This window comes from Ruegeria sp. BB10, assembly GCF_056535725.1.
In genome coordinates, this window is record NZ_JBQFIW010000001.1 from 2,491,375 (window position 1) to 2,513,591 (window position 22,217).

26 protein-coding genes are annotated in these 22,217 nt (G+C 59.4%); 7 read left to right on the forward strand and 19 right to left on the reverse strand.

Translation table 11 applies throughout. The annotated features are described in order from the left end of the window. Nucleotides 1-35 precede the first annotated feature (35 nt). Both ACR3EP_RS12885 and dapE read right to left on the reverse strand, forming a co-directional pair. On the reverse strand, nucleotides 36-611 hold the full coding sequence (locus ACR3EP_RS12885; RefSeq protein ID WP_480638174.1) for a TIGR04282 family arsenosugar biosynthesis glycosyltransferase: 576 nt from the start codon (nucleotides 609-611) through the stop codon (nucleotides 36-38). Between the two features lie 3 nt (nucleotides 612-614). Beyond that, nucleotides 615-1,754 carry a succinyl-diaminopimelate desuccinylase gene (dapE, locus tag ACR3EP_RS12890; protein ID WP_480638176.1) on the reverse strand — a complete coding sequence of 380 codons (1,140 nt, stop codon included), beginning with the start codon at nucleotides 1,752-1,754 and terminating at the stop codon, nucleotides 615-617. Between the two features lie 209 nt (nucleotides 1,755-1,963). Between dapE and ACR3EP_RS12895 the strand changes: the two genes are divergently transcribed. Next, nucleotides 1,964-3,022, forward strand: coding sequence for a transporter substrate-binding domain-containing protein (locus tag ACR3EP_RS12895; RefSeq protein ID WP_170398116.1), 1,059 nt, complete (start codon nucleotides 1,964-1,966; stop codon nucleotides 3,020-3,022). A 5-nt stretch (nucleotides 3,023-3,027) separates the two neighbouring features. On the opposite strand, the gene ACR3EP_RS12900 is transcribed toward ACR3EP_RS12895, so the two are convergent. Then, complete coding sequence (locus tag ACR3EP_RS12900) at nucleotides 3,028-3,363, reverse strand: hypothetical protein (protein WP_480638178.1); 336 nt, start codon at nucleotides 3,361-3,363, stop codon at nucleotides 3,028-3,030. A gap of 351 nt (nucleotides 3,364-3,714) precedes the next feature. Between ACR3EP_RS12900 and ACR3EP_RS12905 the strand changes: the two genes are divergently transcribed. After that, nucleotides 3,715-4,383, forward strand: coding sequence for a hypothetical protein (locus ACR3EP_RS12905; protein ID WP_480638180.1), 669 nt, complete (start codon nucleotides 3,715-3,717; stop codon nucleotides 4,381-4,383). Between the two features lie 132 nt (nucleotides 4,384-4,515). Here ACR3EP_RS12905 and dapD read toward each other — a convergent pair whose 3' ends face one another. Further along, nucleotides 4,516-5,343 carry a 2,3,4,5-tetrahydropyridine-2,6-dicarboxylate N-succinyltransferase gene (gene dapD, locus ACR3EP_RS12910; protein WP_170400127.1) on the reverse strand — a complete coding sequence of 276 codons (828 nt, stop codon included), beginning with the start codon at nucleotides 5,341-5,343 and terminating at the stop codon, nucleotides 4,516-4,518. Between the two features lie 108 nt (nucleotides 5,344-5,451). Next, nucleotides 5,452-6,369: a threonine/serine dehydratase gene (locus tag ACR3EP_RS12915; RefSeq protein WP_480638182.1), complete on the reverse strand. Its 918-nt coding sequence runs from the start codon at nucleotides 6,367-6,369 to the stop codon at nucleotides 5,452-5,454. A gap of 79 nt (nucleotides 6,370-6,448) precedes the next feature. Here ACR3EP_RS12915 and ACR3EP_RS12920 point away from each other — a divergent pair, with 79 nt between their 5' ends. Together ACR3EP_RS12920 and ACR3EP_RS12925 are read left to right on the forward strand one after the other, a co-directional pair. Then, entirely contained in the window at nucleotides 6,449-7,291 is an 843-nt protein-coding gene (locus ACR3EP_RS12920; RefSeq protein WP_170351106.1) for an LOG family protein, read from the forward strand. Between the two features lie 3 nt (nucleotides 7,292-7,294). Beyond that, nucleotides 7,295-8,392 (forward strand): cystathionine gamma-lyase, encoded by a 1,098-nt coding sequence (locus ACR3EP_RS12925; RefSeq protein ID WP_480638184.1) that lies wholly within the window; start codon nucleotides 7,295-7,297, stop codon nucleotides 8,390-8,392. Here the strand turns inward: ACR3EP_RS12925 and ACR3EP_RS12930 are convergent. Further along, nucleotides 8,387-8,776 (reverse strand): hypothetical protein, encoded by a 390-nt coding sequence (locus tag ACR3EP_RS12930; protein ID WP_170351108.1) that lies wholly within the window; start codon nucleotides 8,774-8,776, stop codon nucleotides 8,387-8,389. The genes ACR3EP_RS12925 and ACR3EP_RS12930 overlap by 6 nt on opposite strands. Before the next feature lie 147 nt (nucleotides 8,777-8,923). Between ACR3EP_RS12930 and ACR3EP_RS12935 the strand changes: the two genes are divergently transcribed. Then, complete coding sequence (locus ACR3EP_RS12935; RefSeq protein WP_170351109.1) at nucleotides 8,924-9,841, forward strand: DnaJ C-terminal domain-containing protein; 918 nt, start codon at nucleotides 8,924-8,926, stop codon at nucleotides 9,839-9,841. Continuing rightward, nucleotides 9,838-10,182 carry a hypothetical protein gene (locus ACR3EP_RS12940; protein ID WP_480638186.1) on the forward strand — a complete coding sequence of 115 codons (345 nt, stop codon included), beginning with the start codon at nucleotides 9,838-9,840 and terminating at the stop codon, nucleotides 10,180-10,182. The genes ACR3EP_RS12935 and ACR3EP_RS12940 overlap by 4 nt, the downstream gene beginning before the upstream one ends. Here the strand turns inward: ACR3EP_RS12940 and ACR3EP_RS12945 are convergent, their stop codons facing one another. From ACR3EP_RS12945 to ACR3EP_RS12965, 5 genes are all read right to left on the reverse strand, one after another. Next, nucleotides 10,183-10,809 carry a cytochrome P460 family protein gene (locus tag ACR3EP_RS12945; RefSeq protein WP_170413991.1) on the reverse strand — a complete coding sequence of 209 codons (627 nt, stop codon included), beginning with the start codon at nucleotides 10,807-10,809 and terminating at the stop codon, nucleotides 10,183-10,185. 234 nt (nucleotides 10,810-11,043) lie between these two features. Continuing rightward, nucleotides 11,044-12,231 (reverse strand): dual-specificity RNA methyltransferase RlmN, encoded by a 1,188-nt coding sequence (gene rlmN, locus ACR3EP_RS12950; RefSeq protein WP_170378193.1) that lies wholly within the window; start codon nucleotides 12,229-12,231, stop codon nucleotides 11,044-11,046. Nucleotides 12,232-12,310: 79 nt separating this feature from the next. Continuing rightward, on the reverse strand, nucleotides 12,311-12,688 hold the full coding sequence (locus ACR3EP_RS12955; RefSeq protein ID WP_480638188.1) for a lysozyme inhibitor LprI family protein: 378 nt from the start codon (nucleotides 12,686-12,688) through the stop codon (nucleotides 12,311-12,313). A gap of 123 nt (nucleotides 12,689-12,811) precedes the next feature. Beyond that, nucleotides 12,812-12,979 carry a hypothetical protein gene (locus ACR3EP_RS12960; protein WP_170351114.1) on the reverse strand — a complete coding sequence of 56 codons (168 nt, stop codon included), beginning with the start codon at nucleotides 12,977-12,979 and terminating at the stop codon, nucleotides 12,812-12,814. 166 nt (nucleotides 12,980-13,145) lie between these two features. Beyond that, nucleotides 13,146-13,679: an invasion associated locus B family protein gene (locus ACR3EP_RS12965; RefSeq protein ID WP_170351115.1), complete on the reverse strand. Its 534-nt coding sequence runs from the start codon at nucleotides 13,677-13,679 to the stop codon at nucleotides 13,146-13,148. A gap of 178 nt (nucleotides 13,680-13,857) precedes the next feature. On the opposite strand from ACR3EP_RS12965, the gene ACR3EP_RS12970 reads away from it, so the two are divergent. Beyond that, on the forward strand, nucleotides 13,858-14,856 hold the full coding sequence (locus ACR3EP_RS12970) for an asparaginase (protein ID WP_480638190.1): 999 nt from the start codon (nucleotides 13,858-13,860) through the stop codon (nucleotides 14,854-14,856). A 5-nt stretch (nucleotides 14,857-14,861) separates the two neighbouring features. Here the strand turns inward: ACR3EP_RS12970 and ACR3EP_RS12975 are convergent, their stop codons facing one another. From ACR3EP_RS12975 to hutI, 8 genes are all read right to left on the reverse strand, one after another. After that, a complete protein-coding gene (locus tag ACR3EP_RS12975) occupies nucleotides 14,862-15,182 on the reverse strand; it encodes a YciI family protein (protein WP_170351117.1) in 321 nt (106 codons plus the stop codon). A 24-nt stretch (nucleotides 15,183-15,206) separates the two neighbouring features. Next, the gene (locus ACR3EP_RS12980; RefSeq protein ID WP_480638192.1) at nucleotides 15,207-15,632 is read right to left on the reverse strand and encodes an SRPBCC family protein; all 426 of its coding nucleotides are present in this window, start codon (nucleotides 15,630-15,632) and stop codon (nucleotides 15,207-15,209) included. Continuing rightward, a complete protein-coding gene (locus tag ACR3EP_RS12985) occupies nucleotides 15,620-15,949 on the reverse strand; it encodes an ArsR/SmtB family transcription factor (protein WP_170517124.1) in 330 nt (109 codons plus the stop codon). Before ACR3EP_RS12985 ends, ACR3EP_RS12980 begins: the two co-directional genes overlap by 13 nt. A gap of 46 nt (nucleotides 15,950-15,995) precedes the next feature. Continuing rightward, nucleotides 15,996-16,874, reverse strand: coding sequence for a phosphoserine phosphatase SerB (gene serB, locus ACR3EP_RS12990; RefSeq protein ID WP_226689262.1), 879 nt, complete (start codon nucleotides 16,872-16,874; stop codon nucleotides 15,996-15,998). Between the two features lie 70 nt (nucleotides 16,875-16,944). Continuing rightward, nucleotides 16,945-18,630, reverse strand: coding sequence for a urocanate hydratase (hutU, locus tag ACR3EP_RS12995; RefSeq protein ID WP_480638195.1), 1,686 nt, complete (start codon nucleotides 18,628-18,630; stop codon nucleotides 16,945-16,947). Then, nucleotides 18,627-19,424: an N-formylglutamate deformylase gene (hutG, locus tag ACR3EP_RS13000; protein WP_480638197.1), complete on the reverse strand. Its 798-nt coding sequence runs from the start codon at nucleotides 19,422-19,424 to the stop codon at nucleotides 18,627-18,629. The genes hutU and hutG overlap by 4 nt, the downstream gene beginning before the upstream one ends. Further along, nucleotides 19,424-20,953, reverse strand: a complete 1,530-nt coding sequence (gene hutH, locus ACR3EP_RS13005) for a histidine ammonia-lyase (RefSeq protein ID WP_480638198.1) — start codon at nucleotides 20,951-20,953, stop codon at nucleotides 19,424-19,426. Before hutH ends, hutG begins: the two co-directional genes overlap by 1 nt. Beyond that, nucleotides 20,950-22,158, reverse strand: a complete 1,209-nt coding sequence (hutI, locus tag ACR3EP_RS13010; protein ID WP_480638200.1) for an imidazolonepropionase — start codon at nucleotides 22,156-22,158, stop codon at nucleotides 20,950-20,952. The genes hutH and hutI overlap by 4 nt, the downstream gene beginning before the upstream one ends. Nucleotides 22,159-22,217 lie beyond the last annotated feature (59 nt).

Consider the following 22,217-nt stretch of genomic DNA (forward strand, 5'->3'; position numbering starts at 1 on the left):
TCACGGGGATGCGACGGCGTCATGACTAAAAAAGATCAGGGTTTCAGATCGGCAACCGTGTCCACGTCACGCAGATGATCCAGAAAAGCCACCCGCGTTCCGGGGATTGAGACCAGAGTATCGGCCAGTGCGTGTTCCGTGGACCAGCGGACATCGCGGAACAGGTTCGTGGGCATTGCCCCATAGCGTTGCGCACCAACCAGCCAGTAGCCCCCGTCCGGCGCAGGCCCGAACACCATTTGCGCCGAGCCCAGCGCCTTGAACGCCCGCGCAATATGCCACCGCGTGATGCCGGGAATATCCGCACCAATTAAACAGATCGGACCTTTTGGCATGTCCCGCAACATCCGGCCCATGCGATCGCCCAGATCACCGTTCCCCTGTGGCACTCGCAGCAGATCCACCGGCCAGATACGGCTGTTCAGCCCCTCGCGGTCCGGGGAGACCGCCAGGACAATCTGCCAGCGCGGATCGCGTAACCGCCGGATCAACGACTGGGTCTGATGCCGAAACCACCAGGCCGCACCGACCATGCCGATATCGCGACCCAGACGAGTCTTCACCCGCCCCGGGTGTGGTTCTTTGACCATGATGACCAGAGTCCGCTGCATGGATCAGGCGAAATAATCCCGCAGGATGCGCGTGTAGATCGCCTTGAGCTGGTCGATCTGCGCCACCTCGACGCATTCGTCCACCTGATGCATCGTGCGACCGACCAGGCCGAATTCGACCACCGGGCAGTGGTTTTTCACAAACCGCGCGTCCGAAGTACCGCCGGTCGTGGACATCTCGGGTCGCAGGCCCGTTTCCGCCTCGACCGCTTGCGCCACCAGATCCGACAGTGGGCCGGGAGGGGTCAGAAAGCTTTCGCCTGAGATTTTGATTTTGATATCGACCTCGACGTCATACGATTCGGCCACACGCTGCGCTTCGGCCCGCAACCAGTCACTGAGGCTTGCACCCGAGTGCAAATCGTTGAACCGTATATTCACTGCCCCACGACATTGCGCCGGGATCACATTGGTTGCTGTATTTCCGGTATCGATATTCACAACGGCCAGCGTCGAGGCATCGAAATGATCCGTGCCCTGATCCAACTCATGACTGGCCAGGTCGTGCATCAGCCGCGCCATGGCGGGCAGCGGGTTTTTGGCGCGATGCGGATAGGCGGAATGTCCCTGCACGCCGGTTACCGTGAACCACGCCGTCATCGAGCCACGACGCCCGATCTTCATCATCTCACCCATCGTGTTTGGGCAGGTCGGTTCGCCGACCAGACAGACCGACATCCGTTCATCGGCGCGCTCCATGTAATCCAGCAACGCGGTCGTGCCGTCCACGGCATCACCCTCTTCATCCCCGGTGATGACAAGAATGACTGCACCGTCTGGTGGCGTGTCTTGCACGAAATCCACCGCCGCTGCCGCAAAGGCCGCCACGCCGGATTTCATGTCAGTCGTCCCCCGCCCATACATCACGCCGTCGCGGATTTCCGCCCCAAAGGGCAGCATGGTCCAGGCGGCTTCATCCCCGACCGGAACAACATCGGTATGGCCATTGAACCCAAAGCTGCGCGCATGGCCCTTTTTGCCCCAGCGCGCGAACAGGTTGGCGACACCCCCGCGATCGACCCGCGTGCAATCGAACCCCGCATCCGACAATAACTTTTCCAACAACACCAGCGCGCCGCCTTCCTCGGGTGTGACCGATGGGCAACGGATTAGGTCCGCTGTCAATTCTACCGGATCTGTCATGGTGAGACCTCTTTGCTTCATTCGGACGCTGGTTCGCGCACAGATTCAACGAATTGGGCCGATTGCCAACCCCCGCACGCCCGATTCCACGGGCTTTTTTCTGTTTGTATCGCGCCGATACCCCAATAAAACACGGGCCTTGACCCCGCGACCACCTTGCCGCACCCGTCAAAATTGCGTTAGAGCCGCGCCAAACAGGTAAACTGACGATGATACGCGCCCTATTCGCACTGATCTGCCTGACCTTCGCCACGCTTGCACAACAAGCCCAGGCGCAGACACTGGACGTCACCACCGTGACCCGCCCTCCGTTTTCCTATGTCGAAGACGGGGCACAGACCGGTTTTTCCATGGATCTGCTGGCGGCGCTGGCCCAGTCGCTGGATTGGGACTATTCGGTCAACCGGGTCGAGGCGTTCAGCGACATGCTGGGTGCGGTGCAGGACGGCACCGCCGATCTGGCCATCGCCAACATCTCTATCACCGCGGCGCGCGAAACGCAGATGGATTTCAGCCAGCCGATCTTTGAGGCCGGTTTGCAGATCATGGTCCCGTCCGAGGCCGCACGCCGGCCCTCGCTGCTGCATGCGTTGCTGTCGACCGAATTGTTCATCGCCATTGGCCTGGCCTTTGCCATCCTGTTGGGCGGTGGCATGCTGATGTGGGGGTTCGAGCGCCGCTCGCAGCCCTATTTCGACCGCAAATTGAATGAGGCATGGTTCCCGTCCTTCTGGTGGGCGCTGAACCTGGTGGTTAATGGCGGGTTCGAAGAACGCATGCCGCGCACCCCGTTTGGCCGTGTGCTGGGCGTGGTTCTGGTGGTGTCATCCCTGTTCATCGTGTCGGTTTTTACCGCGCGCATCACTTCGGTCATGACGGTTGATGCGATCAGCGGCAACGTGAATTCGGTCAACGATCTGTATGGCAAACAGGTGGGCACGATTTCAAACTCAACCGCCGCCAATTTCCTGAACCGGCGCGAGATCGAGTTTACCGGATATTCCGGTCTGGATGAGATGCTGACCGCCTTCCAAGACAAAGAGCTGGACGCGGTTGTTTTTGATGCGCCGATCCTGTCTTACTATGCCTCGCACGAAGGGCGACGGATCGCATCAGTGACCGGCGGCGTGTTCTTGCGAGAGAATTACGGGATTGCCTTCCCGACGGGATCACCCCTGGTCGAGGATGTCAATCAGGCGCTGCTGTCGCTGCGTGAAGACGGCACCTATGACGAGATTTACCGGAAATGGTTCGGGGTTCGAAACTAACCCAGCTACTCATCCCCGAAAAACGGCGTCATCTGCGCGACGATGACCGCGTTTTCATCCAATGCCCGCTGCATCAGCGCGCGCTCGTCGGCGTCAATGTCGTGGCCCTGCGCTTCTCGCTCGGCCAATGTGCCATAGCCGGTGACGTCCAGCGGCGCGGTGTCTGCCTGCTTCAGGATCGCCACGGTCTCGCGCACGGCTTCGGCCTCATCCACGCCGCTGGCGAAACACATCAGCGCCGCGCCGGTCGCGCCGTCGGGCAAGCCATCGCCATCCTTGCGGCCGATTTGTACAAGCAAGGTATAGACTTGCTGACGCGAGGGTTTCTTTTGCTTTTCCATGGCGCCTGCATTACGGGCGCAACAAAGCATGGTCAACTGATAGAACGATCCGGCAGCAAGACCTGATTCGGTTTGTGGGCAATCGAAATACATTGCATCAAAGCCAACAGGCTTCCGCCTTCATGCAAAATTGACACACAGGAACTGAAAAAATTTCTCCGCTGGATTGACACGAAAATTATTGAGAATCCGCATGGTTGAAATTGGTACAATTTCGCCGACAATCTGAGTTTATTTGCGCGGAAATTAGCTTACGGCAGCGCCACATCTTTGGGTCGATACGAGGTATGGCATGCGAAATTTAGAATACCCAACACTATTGGTCGCAATTTTTTAACAAAGGAAAGTTCGATGAGTACGTTGTCTAAACTTCTAACTACTGTTGCAAGCGTATCCGTTCTGGCTCTGGCTCCCGCAGCTTTTGTTGTGACAATCGCATCCACCAACTCTGTGCAAGCTGAAGCCAGCGGCGGAGGCGAAGAAGGTGGCGGTTCCGGCGGCGGCGAAGAAGGCGACAGCTCCGGTGGTGGCGAAGAAGGCGACAGCTCCGGTGGCGGCGAAGAAGGCGACAACTCCGGTGGCGGCGAAGAAGGCGACAACTCCGGTGGCGGCGAAGAAGGCGACAGCTCCGGTGGCGGCGAAGAAGGCGACAGCTCCGGTGGCGGCGAAGAAGGCGACAACTCCGGTGGCGGCGAAGAAGGCGACAACTCCGGTGGCGGCGAAGAAGGCGACAGCTCCGGTGGCGGCGAAGAAGGCGACAGCTCCGGTGGCGGCGAAGAAGGCGACAGCTCCGGTGGCGGCGAAGAAGGCGACAGCTCCGGTGGCGGCGAAGAAGGCGACAGCTCCGGTGGCGGCGAAGAAGGCGACAGCTCCGGTGGCGGCGAAGAAGGCGACAGCTCCGGTGGCGGCGAAGAAGGCGACAGCTCCGGTGGCGGCGAAGAAGGTGAGTCCAACGGCAGCGGCTACACTAGCGGTGAAGAAAATGGCAGCGCAGTCGAACGTCCAGGCGAAGATCGCTAACTAAGCTTATCTGGTGTTGGTCAGATGACGAGAATATAGCTCGCGGACGCTAATAATCAGATCGCTCGATAACCGAGCTTAAACAAATGAAATGCCCGAACGTGGTTCGGGCATTATCTTTTTTCTTACCTGTTAGTCCCGCAACAATTCATTTATCCCGGTTTTCGAGCGGGTCTTTTCATCCACACGCTTCACGATCACCGCGCAGTACAGGCTGATATTGTTCTTTGATGGCATCGATCCGGCAACAACCACCGAATAGGGCGGCACTTCGCCATATGTGACCTCGCCGGTTTCGCGGTCAACGATCTTGGTCGACTTGCCGATGAACACACCCATGCCCAGAACCGAGCCTTCGCGCACGATGCAGCCTTCGACCACCTCAGAGCGCGCGCCGATAAAGCAATTGTCTTCGATGATGGTGGGGCCTGCCTGCATCGGTTCCAACACACCACCGATGCCGACGCCGCCCGACAGGTGTACGTTCTTGCCGATCTGTGCGCAGGACCCCACGGTGGCCCAGGTGTCGACCATGGTGCCCTCGTCGACATAAGCCCCCAGGTTCACGAAAGACGGCATCAGCACCACGCCCGGCGCGACGTAGGCGGATTTGCGAACCACGCAGTTAGGCACGGCGCGGAACCCGGCGGTACGCCACTGATCCTCACCCCAACCGGCGAACTTGCTGTCCACCTTGTCCCACCAGCCGCCGGCCTGCGGACCACCCGACTGAATCTCCATGTCCTTGATGCGGAAGCCCAGCAGAACCGCCTTTTTGGCCCACTGGTTCACATGCCAGTCGCCGCTGTCCATCTTTTCGGCCACACGCAGCGAACCGCTGTCCAGCGCGTTCAGCGTATCTTCGATCGCCTCGCGTTGTTCGCCTGAGGTGGCGGGGGTGATGGTATCGCGTGCCTCCCAGGCGGCTTCGATAGCGGCTTCCAGTTGCGCGTTGGACATTTGGCGGCTCCCTGCAGAATCTGTTCACGTTGGTGTTGCCTATACGCAAGCAGGGGACAGGCCGCAATGCGACGCAGAATGCGCGCTTTGCGGCTGATTGCTGCAGTTTCAGCCGTTCAATGGGTCCGGCGAGAGGTTCCCGCCACAAACCAGCACCGCCACACGCTCATTGGGTTCCGGCTGATAGGCACCAGATAGAAGCGCAGCTAATGCGGTCGCGCCCGCTGGCTCTACTAGAATCCGATGCGCGCGCCACAGAACCTGCTGGGCCTCGGCAATGGACTCGTCGCTAACCAGAACCGAAGTCATTCCCTGCGCCAGTCCGAAACAGATCGACCCGATCCGCCGCGCGCCCAGCGCATTGGCGGCGATACCCGAAACGGTGACATCCACCGGCTCTCCGGCTTGAAGGGATGCGTTCAACGCGCATGATGTCTCGGGTTCGGCCGCCACAACCTTGCGCGCGCCCTGCAACCAGCCCAGTGCGCCTGCAATCAATCCGCCGCCGCCGACGGCAATCAAAACCGTGTCGGCCTGCAGACCCTGCGCCTCCCATTCTGCGAAACAGGTGCCCTGCCCGGCAACGGTTGCGGGCGCGTCATAGGCGTGGATTTGCATCGCACCTGTTGCATCCTCATGCGCTTGCGCCCCGGTCAGCGCGTTAGCGTATTCGCCCGGCACGACGCTCAGATCCGCACCGGTCCGTTCGATCAGCGTGATTTTCGACGGCCCCGCCATTTCCGGCACGAAAATCTTTGCCGGATACCCCAATGCGCGCGCTGCAAAGGCCGCCGCCGCACCATGATTGCCGCCAGACGCTGCAACGATACCGGCCTTGGGCACATCCTGGCTCAGCAATGTATTGAACGCCCCGCGCGCCTTGAAACTGCCGGTATGCTGCAGGTGTTCCAGCTTCATCTCAACCGGGTAACCCAACCCCAAGGCCCGACTTTCCATCACCGGCGTCACCTGCGCATAACCGTTGATCCTGTCGGCGGCCGCCAATATTTCACTCTTCCAATTCATTCTTGTTCTTCCGTGACTGGCACTCTGCCCGCGAACCCTATAGCTGTTTCAAGAACACGCAAGCAGGGAACCATCACTCATGAGAGAAGACCGCCTCAGCCCTTTCCGCGACGCGCAGACCGACCGCTCGACCGCGAGTGAGGTACCGGACACGCCGCAAACGCGCTCACCCGCGTATCGCCTTGCCTTTGCCGATGACGATTTCCTGTGCCGGGATGAGCTGCGCCCGGTTCGCCTGCAGCTGGAACTGCTGAAACCCGAGATGCTCATGACCGAGCGTGAGATCACCTCGACCATCGTCATGTTCGGCGGTGCGCGCATTCCCGAGCCGTCGCAGAAACACACCGCCCGGACCCAGACGCTGGCCAACCTGTCGGAGTACTATGACGAGGCCCGCGAATTCGCCCGGCTGATGACCGAGAAATCCAATGAAACCGGCTGCCGCGAGAACGTCATCGTCACCGGCGGTGGCCCCGGCGTGATGGAGGCGGGGAATCGCGGCGCGCAGGATGCGGGCGGATGTTCCATCGGCCTGAACATCGTGTTGCCGCACGAACAAGCGCCGAACGAATACGTGACCCCCGAGCTCAGCTTCAACTTCCACTATTTCGCCATCCGCAAGATGCATTTCCTGATGCGCGCCCGCGCCATCACTATCTTTCCCGGCGGGTTCGGAACCATGGATGAGCTGTTCGAATCCCTGACCCTGATCCAAACCGGTCGGATGGAGCGCGTGCCCTTCCTGTTGTTTGGCCGCGAGTTCTGGGAAAAGGTTATCAACTGGGAGGCGCTTGCGGACGCGGGCACCATCTCGGACGAAGACCTGGATCTGTTCCGGTTTGTCGACACGGCGCAAGAGGCGGTCGAGATCATCGAGAACTGGGAACCCGCCCCGCCCCGCGACGAAATACCGGGGCGCTGAACCATGGCCCCGAAGACCGGAGAGATGCTGCACCTGCGCGGCAATGCCTTGAACGCGGGTGAGCCGGTGACGCTGCCGCTGACTCAAAGCAGTATGTATCATCTGCCGGGCGTGACGGACGGCCTGCCCACATACGGCCGAGTCGACAACCCCACTTGGGAGCATCTGGAACATGTGCTGGCCCATCTTGAAGGTGCGCCCTGCCTGACTTTTCCGTCTGGCATGGGGGCAATTTCAGCCGCATTGTTTGCAACCCTGAAGGCCGGGTCGCACCTGCTGATTCCGTCGGATGGGTACTATGTCACGCGCGTGCTGGCCGATCAGTTCCTGTCCGGGCTGGGTGTAACGGTCACCGAACGCCCGACGGCCACCTTTACCGAGGGCGGGTTTGACGGCTTTGATGTGGTCTTTGTCGAAAGCCCCTCAAACCCCGGGCTGGACATGCTGGACCTGCCTGCTATCGCCACTGCTGTACGTGTAGCGGGCGGGATCACGATTGCTGATAACACGACCCTGACCCCGCTGGGCCAGCGCCCGCTGGATATGGGCATCGACGTGGTTGTGGCCTCGGATACGAAAGCCATGGGTGGGCATTCCGACCTGTTGATGGGCCACGTGGCCAGTCGCAATGCACAGATTATGGAACGGGTAGTAGAATGGCGCCGCGTTTCTGGGGCGATCCCCGGCCCGCATGAGGCTTGGCTGTTGCATCGCGGACTGGAAACGCTGGATGTGCGGTTCGACCGTATGTGTTCCTCGGCGCAGGTGCTGGCCGAACGGTTGGCCGTCCACTCGACGGTCAGGCAAATCCGCTATCCCGGACTGCCTAGCGATCCATCGCATGCGCTGGCCACGGCACAGACGTCGCGGTTTGGGTTCCTGCTGTCGATCACGCTTGAGACCGAGGCTAAGGCCGAGGCCTTTATCAACGCCTGCCCGATGTTGCGTCCCGCAACCTCCTTTGGTGGCGTCCACAGTTCAGCAGAACGCCGCGCGCGCTGGGGCGACGATGTCGACCCCGCCTTCATCCGCCTGTCTGTCGGCTGTGAACCGGTCGAGGAACTGTGGCAGGCGATTGAAATCAGCCTGAACGCGCTATGATTTCTTCTTGGGCTCACGCAATTCTGTAAACACATAGATCGGCAGCACTATGCTGGCGATCAGCGCCCCCAGCCAGACCAGAAGCGTGGCCGCCAACAGGTTCGAGATACCTCCAACCGTCAACCCGGCAGTGACAAGATCGGTTGTCAGCAAGCCCACAAAGGTAACGATCAGCGCGATGCCGCCTTTCAGCGCGGGTGCTTTTTTCTCGCCCAGCTTCAGGATCAGCGGCTCGGCCACCACCTGCACCAGCGTAAAGACGATCACCACGACGATGAAAGAGATCGGCTTGATCGCAAACCCTGACAGCAGCAGCGTGGCCAGTAGCAACCCGATGGCATTGCCGGCCAGCAGGGCCAAGGCGGATTTGATTCTGCGCGTCATGGGGGTCTCCGTCAGAAAATAATTCGAAACGTGCATATGTTAGCAGACTTTCGGGGTTTTGCGAGCGGTTTCAAAAGCCTCTTCCTTTTGGGTCCTTGAAATCGCATGATAAAACCAACCTGTTCAGCCCGACCCGCGAGAGGTGAGATGAGCGACGATCCCTATTCCGCCCTTGGTGTCGCCAAAGACGCCAGCGCCGCCGAAATCAAAAAGGCTTATCGGCGTATCGCCAAGGAATGCCACCCGGATCTAAAGCCCGGCGATGCCGAGGCCGAAGCCAAGTTTAAGGCGGCAGCCGCCGCTTACGACTTGCTCAAAGACCCCGAAAAGCGGGCGCAATTCGACAATGGTGAGATTGACGCCTCGGGTCAGGAACGCCCACAGCAGCATTATTATCGCGACTACGCCGAGGCCGCCGGGAACCCTTATCGGGGACAGGCTGCAGACCCCGATGACATGTCGGACATCTTTGCCGAGTTCATGCGGGGCCGTGGCGGATACGGCCAGCGCACCCATGAATTCCACGCGCCGGGGCACAATCGAGGCTACAGCCTGCAGATCAGTTTTCTGGATGCGGTTTTTGGGGCCAGCCAGAAACTGACCCTGCCCGATGGCGACCGGATCGAGGTCAAGATTCCCGCTGGCATCACCGACGGCCAAACCATTCGCCTGCGCGGCAAAGGCGATCCGGGCTTTGGCGACGGGCCGCCGGGTGATGCTCTAGTGACCGTCTCGGTTGCCAAACACCCCGTCTTCGATCGTCAGGGCGACGACATTCATATCACTCTGCCGATCACGATTGATGAGGCCATTCTGGGCGGCAAGGTCCCTGCACCCACCATCGACGGTGGCGTTAATGTCAGCGTTCCTGCGGGCACCAGCAGCGGCAAGACACTGCGCCTGCGCGGCAAAGGGGTTAAGAAACGCGGCTCAACCGAGCGCGGCGATCAGCTGATCGAACTGACCATCGCGATGCCCGGACAGATCGACGAAGACCTAAAGCAATTCATGGAGACATGGCGCGAGAGCCACAGTTATGATCCGCGTAAAGGAATGCCGTCATGACCCGCACTCTGACCGAAGAGCAGCTGATCGCAACCGTCACCCGCCTGACCTCGACCCGGTTGACCGAATACTTGGCCGCCGAGATCGTGGTCCCCGAACAAACTGATCAGGGCTTGGTCTATCACAGCCTCGACGTCGCCCGTCTGGAACTGGCCTGCGAATTGCATGAGCAATACGAGATGGAACCCGACGCGCTGTCGATGATGATTTCGCTGATAGACCAGATGCACGGCCTGCGCGCAGAACTGCGCGAGGTGCTGAACGCGGTTGAGGCGCAGCCCGAACCCGTGCGTCAGACCCTGATCGAGGTGATCGGAGCCGCCCGCCTCAAGCGCAGTTGATCAATTGCCGACGATGTATTCTTCGGGCACGAAAAAGGTGTAGTCCCGATCGGCCACCGCCTCGTGGCAATCATGGCAATAGGCGACCGAGTTTGCGCGCGCACCCATCGTGTCCCCGAACAGCGATCCGTCCGGCATCACCATGATATAACGCCAGTCACCCGTGTCGGGGCTTTCGCCTTGGGCCAGTTTTTCCATTACGAACAAAGCGCCGGGATGGATATTGCCTTCATCCGTGACGGTCACGCTGTCCTTGGCCAAAACCGAGCCTTTGGGCAGCTTTTCCCCCTCGGCCAGCGTTCCGTAGTTATGGGCCATGCGATTAGCATAGCTGTTCACATACCGCTGACCATGGGTGGCCGAGATATAGGGCGCATCGTTGAACAATGGCCAGTTCTGATAATTCAGGAGCAAATCCAGCTGTGCAGCGCCATAACCCCGCGCCATGCGCCGCTGCAGGGATTCATAGATGCGCAATGCTTCCTCCTTGGACAAATCCGCTGGATTCTCGATGGCAATATGCGCGTCCTCACCAGTTGATTGCGCAAACCCGTCGGTTGCGGACAACCCCGAAATTGACAGCACTGTCAGTGAGATCGAAAACACACGTTTAAATCGTAAAAACATATGGATGGCCTACCTGTTTCTTAAGGTTCGCCTGAAAGCCGCCTATCATGTTTGAAATAAGATAGCGGCCCTGAACAAACGCGCCACGGCCAGACCACGGCTTTCACCGCTTTGTGCGCAAGAGTGACATGCGCCGATCCAGCCCCGACGCTTAAAACATACCAAATTTCGCATGCAAAGAACAGCAAGGCGAGAATTTATTTATTGTCGACCACTTGGCGACAATAACACGCCTCAGCTTTTCACCCCGGCTTCGGCCTCGATCTGTTTGCGCGATTTTCGGGCGCGTTCCGTGGCCGATTTCAATTGACCACAAGCTGCCATGATATCCTCGCCCCGCGTCTTGCGGATGGGTGAGGCGTAACCCGCCTGGTAAATGATATTCGCAAAGGCCCGGATGCGATTGTTCGAGCTGCGCTTGTACGGTGCGCCCGGCCATTCATTGAACGGGATCAGGTTGATCTTGGCCGGGATGTTATGACGCTTGATATGGTCGATCAGGCGATGCGCATCCTCGTCTCTGTCGTTCACGCCATCCAGCATCACATATTCAAAGGTGATCCGTTCGGAATTCGATGCGTTCGGATAGCTGGCCAGCGCACCCAACAGTTCCTCGATATTCCAGCGCTTGTTGATCGGCACCAACACGTCACGGGTTTCATCCGTGGTGGCATGGAACGAGATCGCCAGCAAACAACCGATTTCCTCAGCCGTGCGCGCGATTTCAGGCACAACACCCGAGGTCGACAGGGTGATGCGGCGGCGCGACAGGGAAATCCCCTCAGGATCCATGGCGATCTTCATCGCGTCGCGGACGTTTTCGAAATTATACAGCGGCTCACCCATGCCCATCAGAACGATGTTCGAAAGCAGACGGGTTTCGTCCTTGGGCGCGCCTGGAACCGGCCATTCCTCAAGATCGTCGCGCGCCATCATCACCTGACCGACAATCTCTGCCGCGGTCAGGTTGCGCACCAGTTTTTGCGTACCGGTGTGACAGAAAGAACAGGTCAGCGTGCAACCCACCTGAGATGAAATGCACAGCGTGCCGCGATCTTCTTCGGGGATGTACACGACCTCAACCTCGTGCCCGCCTGCAATACGGCATAGGTATTTGCGGGTGCCGTCCTCGGACACCTGACGCGTTACAACCTCAGGGATTTCGATCACAAAGTTTTCGGCCAGTTGTGCGCGATAGGCCTTGGCCAGATTGGTCATCTCGGCAAAGTCGCGCACACCCCATTGATAAATCCATTGCCAGATCTGACCGGTGCGCATCTTGGCCTGCTTTTCCGGCGTGCCATGTTCGATCAAAACCTCACGCAGCTGGGCGCGGGTCAGGCCGACAAGGTTAATCTTCCCCTCGGGCAATTTGCGGGGGATGGTCATGACATCTTGAGTGATCGGCGCTTTGGGCGACATGTGGCTATCTCAACGGATTCTGGCTTGGGATGCGCCTCTATATAGGATCGCTGGCAAAGATCAAAAGGAATCGTATCAATCAATTCGCAAAGCGCAGCAACTCGTCCACACGCGCGCGTCCCAGATCGACCCGGCACGCGGTGATGGCGATGCCAGTACCGGACCCTCCGCCATAGGAAGCGCCCACCGCTTCGCACTGCGCATCGCGGTAGCTTGCCCAGGCTGATTGCGAAGCTTCCAAGGCGGGCTGCGCCACCACCCGCTCGGTGATCTCGTCCAACTCTTTGGCCGATTGCATGGCAAATCCGTAGCTCTCCTCCAGCGCCAGACTGACCCGATCTTCCATCTCGCCAACACACGCCCCAATTTCCACCTGAGAACTTGAGTCTGAACATTCCAACGTTGGGTCTGCCAGTGCCGCAGAGGAAAACAACAATATGATCAATACGTACCGCATAACTCGCTCCTGCCAGAGGTTCCCACTGCCGACGGTAGCACGCGAACTACTGCGCCCCAAATACAGATTGGCCGCACCGTCAACGCCGATGCGGCCGAAATCAATGCTATCAGGTAAGCCGCTTCAGATGCCCGCTGGCAGGATATCGCAATCTGCTGCATCCAAAGTTTTTACCGGATCCTCTGGCCCACATTGCTCACCGGATACGGGGTAGGTTTCAGAATCTTTTTCACACGCGCTCAACAACACGGCGACTGCCATCATCAGCGCGACAATAGGCTTATTCAGCATTCGTAAGCTCCTTCTATTCAGCTGAACTAATTAGTTCAAAAATGTCGGAGGCTCGCTTTGATACGGATCAAACTTGCAGACAGACGTGGCGTAAAGCCGACACTTGACGCTTCAAAAAAAGAAAACCCCGCCAAATGACGGGGTCTCGCGTGTCTTCAGATACGTATCAGTTTGTGCAGCGTTTCTCGGCGTCTTCGATCGCTGCCGTGAAACCCAGCAACGAGAATGTGTCCTTGGTCTGCGTCCCACGCTCGGACCGGGCGGTCAGAACAGCCTCAGTGCCCCGCTTCATCGCTGCAACCACCTTGAGGTCTTCGCCTTCGGTTGCAGGCCAGGCCCATTCGCCTTCGGTGATCAGTTCAAACTCGGTCCCGTCGATTTCAAGATTGACGGTTGAGCCTGCCGCGAACGGATAGCCGCCGGTAAAGGTCACTTGCCCCTTCACCTCGGCGTTGGGACGATAGAACACGAACAGCAGGATATCGCTGCGGCGGACCGAGACCACCCGGCCACCGCGTGTGTTGACGGTTTCCTTGGGTGCAGACACGCTCCAGCATTCGGTGGGATCGTCTTCGACGAACACGCTCCAATCGGTTTTGGCTGCCACACGGTTGGTGCTTGACGCCTGCTGAGCGGTTGCCGTAGTGGCCATCCCTGCCATGCACAGGCCCGCGATTACACGGACGAGTTTCAATCCCATCTGTCCAGCCTCCTAGCTCGACCTATTACCTCATACCCATCGGAAAAGCCTGCGCACCCTGCCGGTTCGTCTGTAAGTTGCGTATTCCGATGATTGTCGACATACACACACTAACGCAGGTTTCGCCACAGGCGAAAGGGCGATTGGCAGAATTTTGCGCATATTACGGAGAGGCCTGATGACGCAGCCGGTACCAATGACAGAACTATGGCGCGGCCCCTTGTTGGAAAGCCTGCATCTGGGCCATGCAGTGATCTGTGATGACAGTGGCCAGATCGTACAAAGCTGGGGTGATCCAAGTGCGATTATCTACCCACGATCTTCGGCCAAGATGATCCAAGGTCTGCCGCTGATCACCTCAGGCGCCGCGGCGAAATATGGGCTGAACAGCGAGCATCTGGCACTGGCTTGCGCCTCACACAGCGGCGCGCATATCCACACTGACCGCGTGACCGCCTGGTTGGACCATCTGAACCTGTCCGAACATGATCTGCGCTGCGGCCCGCAAGAGCCGCAGGATATGGCCGCGCGCGACGGATTGATTCTGGCCGACGACACGCCTTGCCAGATTCACAATAACTGCTCGGGCAAGCATTGCGGGTTCCTGACCGTGGCCCAGCATATGGGGGCCGGGCCGGAGTATCTGGAAATCGACCACCCAGTTCAGCAGGCCTGTCTGTCAGCCATCGAAGAAACAACCGGTGAGGCCAGCCCCGCCTATGGGATAGACGGATGTTCAGCGCCGAACTTTGCCACCTCGCTGGTGGGGTTGGCGCGATCGATGGCGTGGTTTGCCTCGGCCGCCGACCGGTCGGACCGGGCCAGCGATGCGGCGCAGCAATTGACCGCTGCGATGATCAAGCATCCCGAACTGGTTGCCGGCGAAAGCCGCGCCTGTACCGAACTGATGCGCGCGATGGAGGGCCGCGCCGCGATCAAGACCGGGGCCGAAGCTGTTTTCATCGCCATCATTCCGGAAAAACGCATGGGCGTGGCACTGAAGATCACAGACGGCACCACGCGTGCCGCTGAATGCGCCATCGCATCCATTCTGGCCCATCTGGGTGTGCTGGAGGCCGAACACCCGGCCACCCGCAAATTCATGAACGCCATTCAGTACAGCCGCCGCGGGCTGGAATGTGGCATCATCAAGCCTGCGCCGGGTTTCCCCGGCTAAGGCGATCACATCTCGATCGGATGAATCTCGGCCACTTCGACCGAGCCTGATCCGTTGACGACCATGGGGCAGCCCTTGGCCATCTCGTTGGCGGCGTCGATGCTGTCGGCCCTGATGACCGTGAACCCCGAGGCCGGGTTGGCACCGCCATTGTCGACAACACCGCTGTTGCTGACGGTATAGGACTGGCCCACCGGGTTGCCGGGGATGTCCAGCGCATCGCCCATATTCTGGAACCATGCGCCCCAGGCGGCCATGGTCGCTTCGATTTCGGCGGGGTCGGTTGGGGTGTGACCACCGTGATAGACAAACAAGAACTGAGGCATTTCTCTTCCTCCCTAATGAAAATCTTAAAACTGAGCTTCCAGCTTGCGCAGTGACGAAGTCCAACCTTGGTTGTGGTTGGCCGCGACCTCGGCATCGGCCAATTCGCGGTGATCAAGAACCAACTTTGCACCGGATTCCGTCGCTGTGACCGTCAGCGTCACGTGGCTTTCCGCTCCGCGTTGATCCTGATCGTCATGCCAGCCCCAGGTGAACCCCACTGAATTCGGCGGATCAACATGGGTCACCTGCCCGGATACTTTGTATCGCTGCCCTTCGGCATTCACCATGACCGAGTGCCACGGCCCAAGGCGTGAAAAATCCAAATCATGTTCGGGCACATGCATCCCTTCGGGGCCCCACCACTGCAACAGCTTTGCGCCATCGCTGATCCAGGCAAACAGGTTTTCCTGGGATGTGGGAAACGCGCGTTCCAATTTCAGGTCGGCCATGAATTCTCCCTTTCAATCAAATCGTTCAAACGGTCGAGGCTGCTTTCCCAGAATTGCCGTTTCGAGATGGTCCATTCCGCGATGGCCCGCAGCCCCTCGGGCTGGATGGAATACATACGTTGGCTGCCCTGCACCCGTTGCTGCACCAGCCCGGCGGCGCGCAACACCTTCAGATGGCGCGAGATCGCGGCCCCTGACATGCCGCGCCCTTCTATCAGGTCACCAGCGGGCAGTTCACCGTCTTGCATCAACTGCTCGACAATCGAGAATCGGGTGGCATCGGACAATGCCGAAAATGCGGTCAGAAGCGTGTTCATGACCATTGTTTAACATTTTTGTTAAATAAAGGGAAGCCCCTTGCGATCAGACCTCGGTAAAGGCCGCGCGGGAATAGCCCTGCAGGTACAGCAATGCCGTCAGATCTCCGTAATTGATCCGAATATCGCATTTGGCGGCGACCGAAGGTTTGGCATGCAGCGCCACACCGGTTCCGGCCCGGCTCAGCATGCCCAGATCATTGGCGCCATCGCCCACGGCAATCACGTCGGCCTCGGACAGGCCCAGCCGCTTGGTAATCTGCGCCAGCGCATCCACCTTGGCCTGTTTGCCCAGAATCGGGCGCTGTACATCGCCGGTCAGCTTGCCCTTTTCGGCCAGCAATGTATTGGCGCGGTTTTCATCAAAGCCAAGCAGATCAGCCACCCTCGCGGTGAAGGCCGTAAACCCACCCGACACCAGGGCCGCATAGCCCCCGTTCAGGCGCATCGTCGCAACCAGTTCCTTACCGCCCGGCATCAATGTAATGCGTTCGTTCAGAACCTTGTCGATCACCGCCTCATCCAGGCCCTTCAGTAGGCCGACACGTTCAATCAGCGCACCTTCGAAATCAAGCTCACCATTCATGGCCCGCGCGGTAATGTCTTTGACGCGATCGCCCACGCCCGCCTCATCGGCCAGTTCGTCAATACATTCCTGCTGGATCATGGTGCTGTCCATATCGGCCAGCAGCATCAGCTTGCGGCGTTTCCCGAACGGCTGCACGATCAGGTCGACCTCTAACAACTGCAGCTCTGCCCAGACGTCCCACTGATTATCAGGCAGCTCGGGAAACGTGAACTGCGCCGCCTCATCTTCGCTGAGCCAAACCAGATCGCCCCCGCCCCACGCGTTGCACAACGACTCGACCAAAGCCTGCTCGAGCTTCGGCATGTTCGGATTGGTCAACAGAGTGGCTACGTACATCATCGGTCTCCTGCGGGCTCCCCCGCGCATAACGCAGGGGCCGCCAATTCACCAGAGACAGTTGATATGTTTACCCCAGAATGCCAGGCAATCGCAGCCCATGGGCGCGGGCGCAATCCTTTGCAATGTCATACCCCGCATCCGCATGCCGCCACACGCCCGAGGCCGGATCGTTCCACAGCACCCGTTCCAACCGTCGGGCCGCGTCCTCGGTACCATCAGCACAGATCACCACACCCGCATGTTGAGAGAACCCCATGCCGACCCCACCACCGTGATGCAGCGAGACCCATGTCGCGCCGCTGGCGGTGTTGATCAGAGCATTCAGCAGCGGCCAATCGCTTACGGCGTCAGACCCGTCCAACATCGCCTCGGTCTCGCGGTTCGGGCTAGCGACGGAACCGCTGTCCAAGTGATCCCGGCCGATCACGACCGGCGCTTTTAGCTCACCATTGGCGACCATCTCATTGAACGCCAACCCGGCGCGGTGCCGGTCGCCGAGCCCGATCCAGCAAATCCGCGCGGGCAGGCCCTGAAACGCAATCCGTTCCTGCGCCATGTCGAGCCAGCGGTGCAGATGTTCGTTCTCGGGGAACAGCTCTTTCATCTTGGCGTCGGTTTTATAGATATCCTCGGGGTCGCCTGACAACGCACACCAGCGGAACGGACCGATGCCTTTGCAAAACAGCGGACGGATATATGCGGGAACGAAACCGGGGAAGGCAAAAGCGTTCTCCAACCCCTCATCCTGTGCCACCTGCCGGATGTTGTTACCGTAATCCAGCGTCGGCACGCCCGCGTTCCAAAAATCAACCATCGCGGCGACGTGTTGTTTCATCGACGCCCGCGCAGCCTTTTCAACCGCTTTAGGGTCTGTTTCACGCATTTCACGCCACTGCGCCATGGACCAACCAATTGGCAAGTAGCCGTTGATGGGATCATGGGCGCTGGTCTGGTCGGTGACGATATCGGGATACGGGCGGACGCCTTCGTTCCCTCTTTTGAAGATTTCTGGGAACACCTCGGCCGCATTACCCAACAGGCCCACGGATTTTGCCTCGCCCGCTTTGGTCCAGCGGTCGATCATCTCCAACGCTTCGTCCAGAGTCTCGGCCTTTTCGTCGAGGTATTTGGTGCGCAGGCGGAAATCGATACTGTCTGGGTTACACTCGACCGCCAAACAGCAGGCACCGGCAAAAACGGCGGCCAGCGGTTGCGCGCCCCCCATGCCGCCCAAGCCCCCGGTCAGAATCCACTTGCCGGTCAGGTCGCCGCCATAATGCTGGCGCCCGGCCTCGGCAAAGGTCTCATAAGTGCCCTGAACGATGCCCTGCGTGCCGATGTAAATCCACGAGCCAGCGGTCATCTGGCCGTACATCATCAAGCCCTTCTTATCGAGTTCGTTGAAGTGATCCCAGGTCGCCCAATGGGGCACGAGATTCGAATTGGCGATCAGCACCCGCGGCGCGTCCTTATGGGTGCGGATGATCGCCACGGGTTTGCCGGACTGGACTATCAGGGTCTCGTCCTCTTCCAGATCCTTCAAACCGGCAACAATAGTGTCGAAATCCTGCCAAGTCCGCGCCGCGCGGCCGATTCCGCCATAAACCACCAGTTCATGCGGGTTTTCGGCCACGTCCGGGTGCAGATTGTTCATCAACATCCGCAGCGGGGCCTCAGTCAGCCAGCTTTTGGCGTTCAGCTCGGGGCCTGTCGGCGGATAGATATCGCGCGTGTTCTTGCGAGGGTCGGTCATGGGATCGTCTCCAATGCAGTGTCTTGGATGGCTTCCAGAATATCGCGCAGCCAACGACGTAGGCGGTCGGCCTTGGCAGTGTCATAACTCCACGGGGCGGCCTCGGCTGTCAGGTAAGTGGATTGCGCCAGTTCCATCTGTATGGCGTGCAGACCGTCGGCCGGACGGCCATAGTGGCGGGTCGTCCAGCCACCCCGGAACCGCCCGTTCAGAACGGTGCTGTAAGACGATGACGTGGCATGTTCATGCGCAATAGACTCTATTTTTGACGCACAGGTCACACCCCCATCCGTCCCAATATTCATGTCGGGCAACATGCCTTCAAACAGAAATGGAATGCGACTGCGGATCGAGTGGCAATCGAACAGAACAGCCACGCCGTGCTTTGCCCGCACGCGCTCCAACTCTTCGGCAAGCGCGGCATGATAGGGTACATGGAAGGTTTCGCGCCTCTGACCGATCTCATCCTCTGACGGTTCCTGCCCGTCGCGCCAGATCGGTTGCCCATCGAAATCGGTCAATGGCACCAGCGTTGTCGTGTTTTGCCCTGGGTAAAGCGAAACACCGTCGGGATCGCGATTGGCGTCGATGACATAGCGATGAACATGCGACTGAACCACCGTCGCACCACTCAAAATCTTTTCATAGAGCCTGTTTATGTGCCAATCCGTGTCCGCCAATGCACGCCCAGTGCCATTGAGACGAGCTGCAATGTCATCCGGCACATAGGTCCCGCCATGCGGTTGTCCCAAGACGATAGGGCCATCCCCGCGCTGTACGCTAACCACCTGCATCACACCACCTCGGGCATTGGGGTGCTAACGGCCCGTAGGATCGACGCCCCGGCTACCAGTTGTTTCGCGGTCTCCAACTCAGGGGCCAGATAACGATCTTCGGTCAGGGCCGGAATGTCAGCCCGCAACCGAGCAATGACCTGCTGCAAAGGCCCGCTGGTGACCAGAGGCGCGCGAAATTCAACCCCTTGAGCTGCACACAGTAGTTCCACACCCAGAATGTAGTTCAAATTCTCGACCATTCGGATCAGGCGCCGCGCACCATGGGCCGCCATCGAAACATGATCCTCCTGGTTGGCCGAGGTGGGGGTGCTGTCGGTGACACAGGGATTGGCGAGGTGCTTGTTCTCGCTCATCAATGCCGCGGTGGTGACCTCCGCAATCATCAGGCCAGAATTCAACCCCGGATCAGGTGTCAGGAAAGGCGGCAAATCAAAGCTGAGCGTCGGATCCACCATCAGGGCAATGCGACGCTGCGCGATGGCACCGATCTCGGACACGGCCAGCGCGATCATATCAGCGGCGAACCCTACAGGTTCAGCATGGAAATTCCCGCCCGAGACAATCCCGTCGGCCAGAACCAGCGGATTGTCGGTGGCTGCGTTGGCCTCAACCTCAAGCGTGGCGGCGGCCTGCCGCAATACATCCATTGCTGCGCCCGTGACCTGCGGTTGACAGCGAACGCAATAAGGATCCTGAACGCGGGTGTCGCCCTCACGGTGACTTTCCCGAATTTCCGACCCGTCCAGCACGGCGCGCATGGCGCTGGCGGCTTCGGTCTGGCCACGATGACCGCGCAAAGTGTGAATTTCAGGCCGCAGGGGTGCGGTAGACCCCATGATCGCATCGGTCGACAAGGCCGAAACAACCAACGCGCTTTGCGCCGCGCGCCAAGCCTCGAACAACCCAGCCAAAGCAAAGGCGGTTGAAAACTGGGTGCCGTTGATAAAGGCCAGTCCTTCCTTGGGACCCAGTTGAATAGGCTCTAAATCAACTGTTTTCAGTGCTTCAGCCCCCGGCAGGACAGTGCCGTTCACCTCGGCCTCGCCCGCGCCAATGACCACTGCGGTCATATGGGCCAACGGCGCCAGGTCGCCCGATGCCCCAACCGAACCCTGTGCCGGGATCACCGGAGTGACCCCGCGGGCCAGCATCTGCTGCAACAGCTCGATCAGCTCCCACCGCACGCCCGATGCACCGCGACCGAAGGACAACAGCTTGAGTGTCATCATCAGCCGGGTCAGCCTTTGCGGTATGGCGGGACCAACACCGCAACAATGGCTGAGGATCAGGTTGCGCTGCAGGGTCGAGGTGTCCTGCGGCGCGATTTTGAGGCTGGCCAGTTTCCCAAAACCGGTATTGACGCCATAGACGGGGTCATTGCCCCGAGCCGCCGCCTGAATACGTTGCGCCGCTGCATCGACTGCGGACTTGCAGTCAGAATCCAGTGAAACAGCCGTTTGATCCCAATAGATCTCGGCCAGTTGCGCCAAAGAAACCTGACCGGGCTGCAAAATCAGAGACGTCATTCGATCCCTCCGAAAAGGCGTTTGTGCAGTGGGTTGAAGCCAACGCGATAGGCCAGTTCCGCCGGATGAGTGACATTCCAGATCGCCAGATCCGCCCTATGCCCCGGCGCGAGAGTGCCCGCATCGTTGATCCCCAACGCGCGCGCGGCGTTGCGGGTGACACCAGCCAGCGCCTCTTCAGGCGTAAGACGAAACAGTGTGCAGCCCATGTTCATGGTCAGCAGCAGCGAGGTCAGCGGCGAAGAACCGGGATTGCAGTCAGTCGCCAAAGCCATTGGCACTTGATGCTGGCGCAGCAGATCAACGGGTGGCATCTGCGTTTCTCGCAGTGTGTAAAACGCGCCCGGCAACAGCACGGCCGTGGTTCCGGCTTTTGCCATGGCTGATACACCATTGGCATCCAGGTATTCGATGTGATCCGCCGACAAAGCCCCGTAAGAGGCCGCCAGTTGCGCGCCGCCCAGATTGGACAACTGCTCGGCATGCAGTTTCACCGACAGGTCCAGCTCTTGCGCCACATCAAAAACCAGGGCGATTTGTGCAGGGTTAAAGGCGATTCCTTCGCAGAACCCATCCACCGCGTCCACCAGCCCCTCGGCATGGGCCGCGCGCAGGGTTGGGATGCAGACCTCGCGAATATAGTCGTCGGGGCATTCGGCATATTCCGGCGGCACTGCATGTGCGCCCAGAAAGCTGGATTTGACGCGGATAGGGCGGGATTCACCGATCCGGCGGGCAACGCGCAGCATCTTCAATTCGGTCTCGGTATCCAACCCATAGCCCGACTTGACCTCAAGGGTGCTGACACCCTCGGCAATCAGGGCGTCCACGCGGGTTAGAGCATCTGACAAAAGCATCTCAGCACTGGCGGACCGCGTGGCGTTGACCGTGGAGAGGATACCACCCCCGGCACGGGCGATGTCCTCGTATGAGGCGCCATTCAACCGCATTTCGAACTCAGTTGCGCGGTTTCCGCCAAACACCACGTGGGTATGCGCGTCGATCAGCGCCGGAGTGATCAACCGTTCACCGAAATCCTCGACCGGCCAATCGACATATTCCGGCGGCAAGTCCTGGCGTTCGCCGACCCAGACAATCTTTGCCCCGTTAACGGCGATCGCTGCATCCCGACACAGCCCATAGGGCGTGCCCCCCTCTGACATCGTGGCCATCCTGGCGCTGAGTAAGACCGCTTTTCTGGTCATGGCGATTCTTTTCGGCTCCCCTCTTGTTTGATTTTTATGTATAGGTGTAAAGATATGAA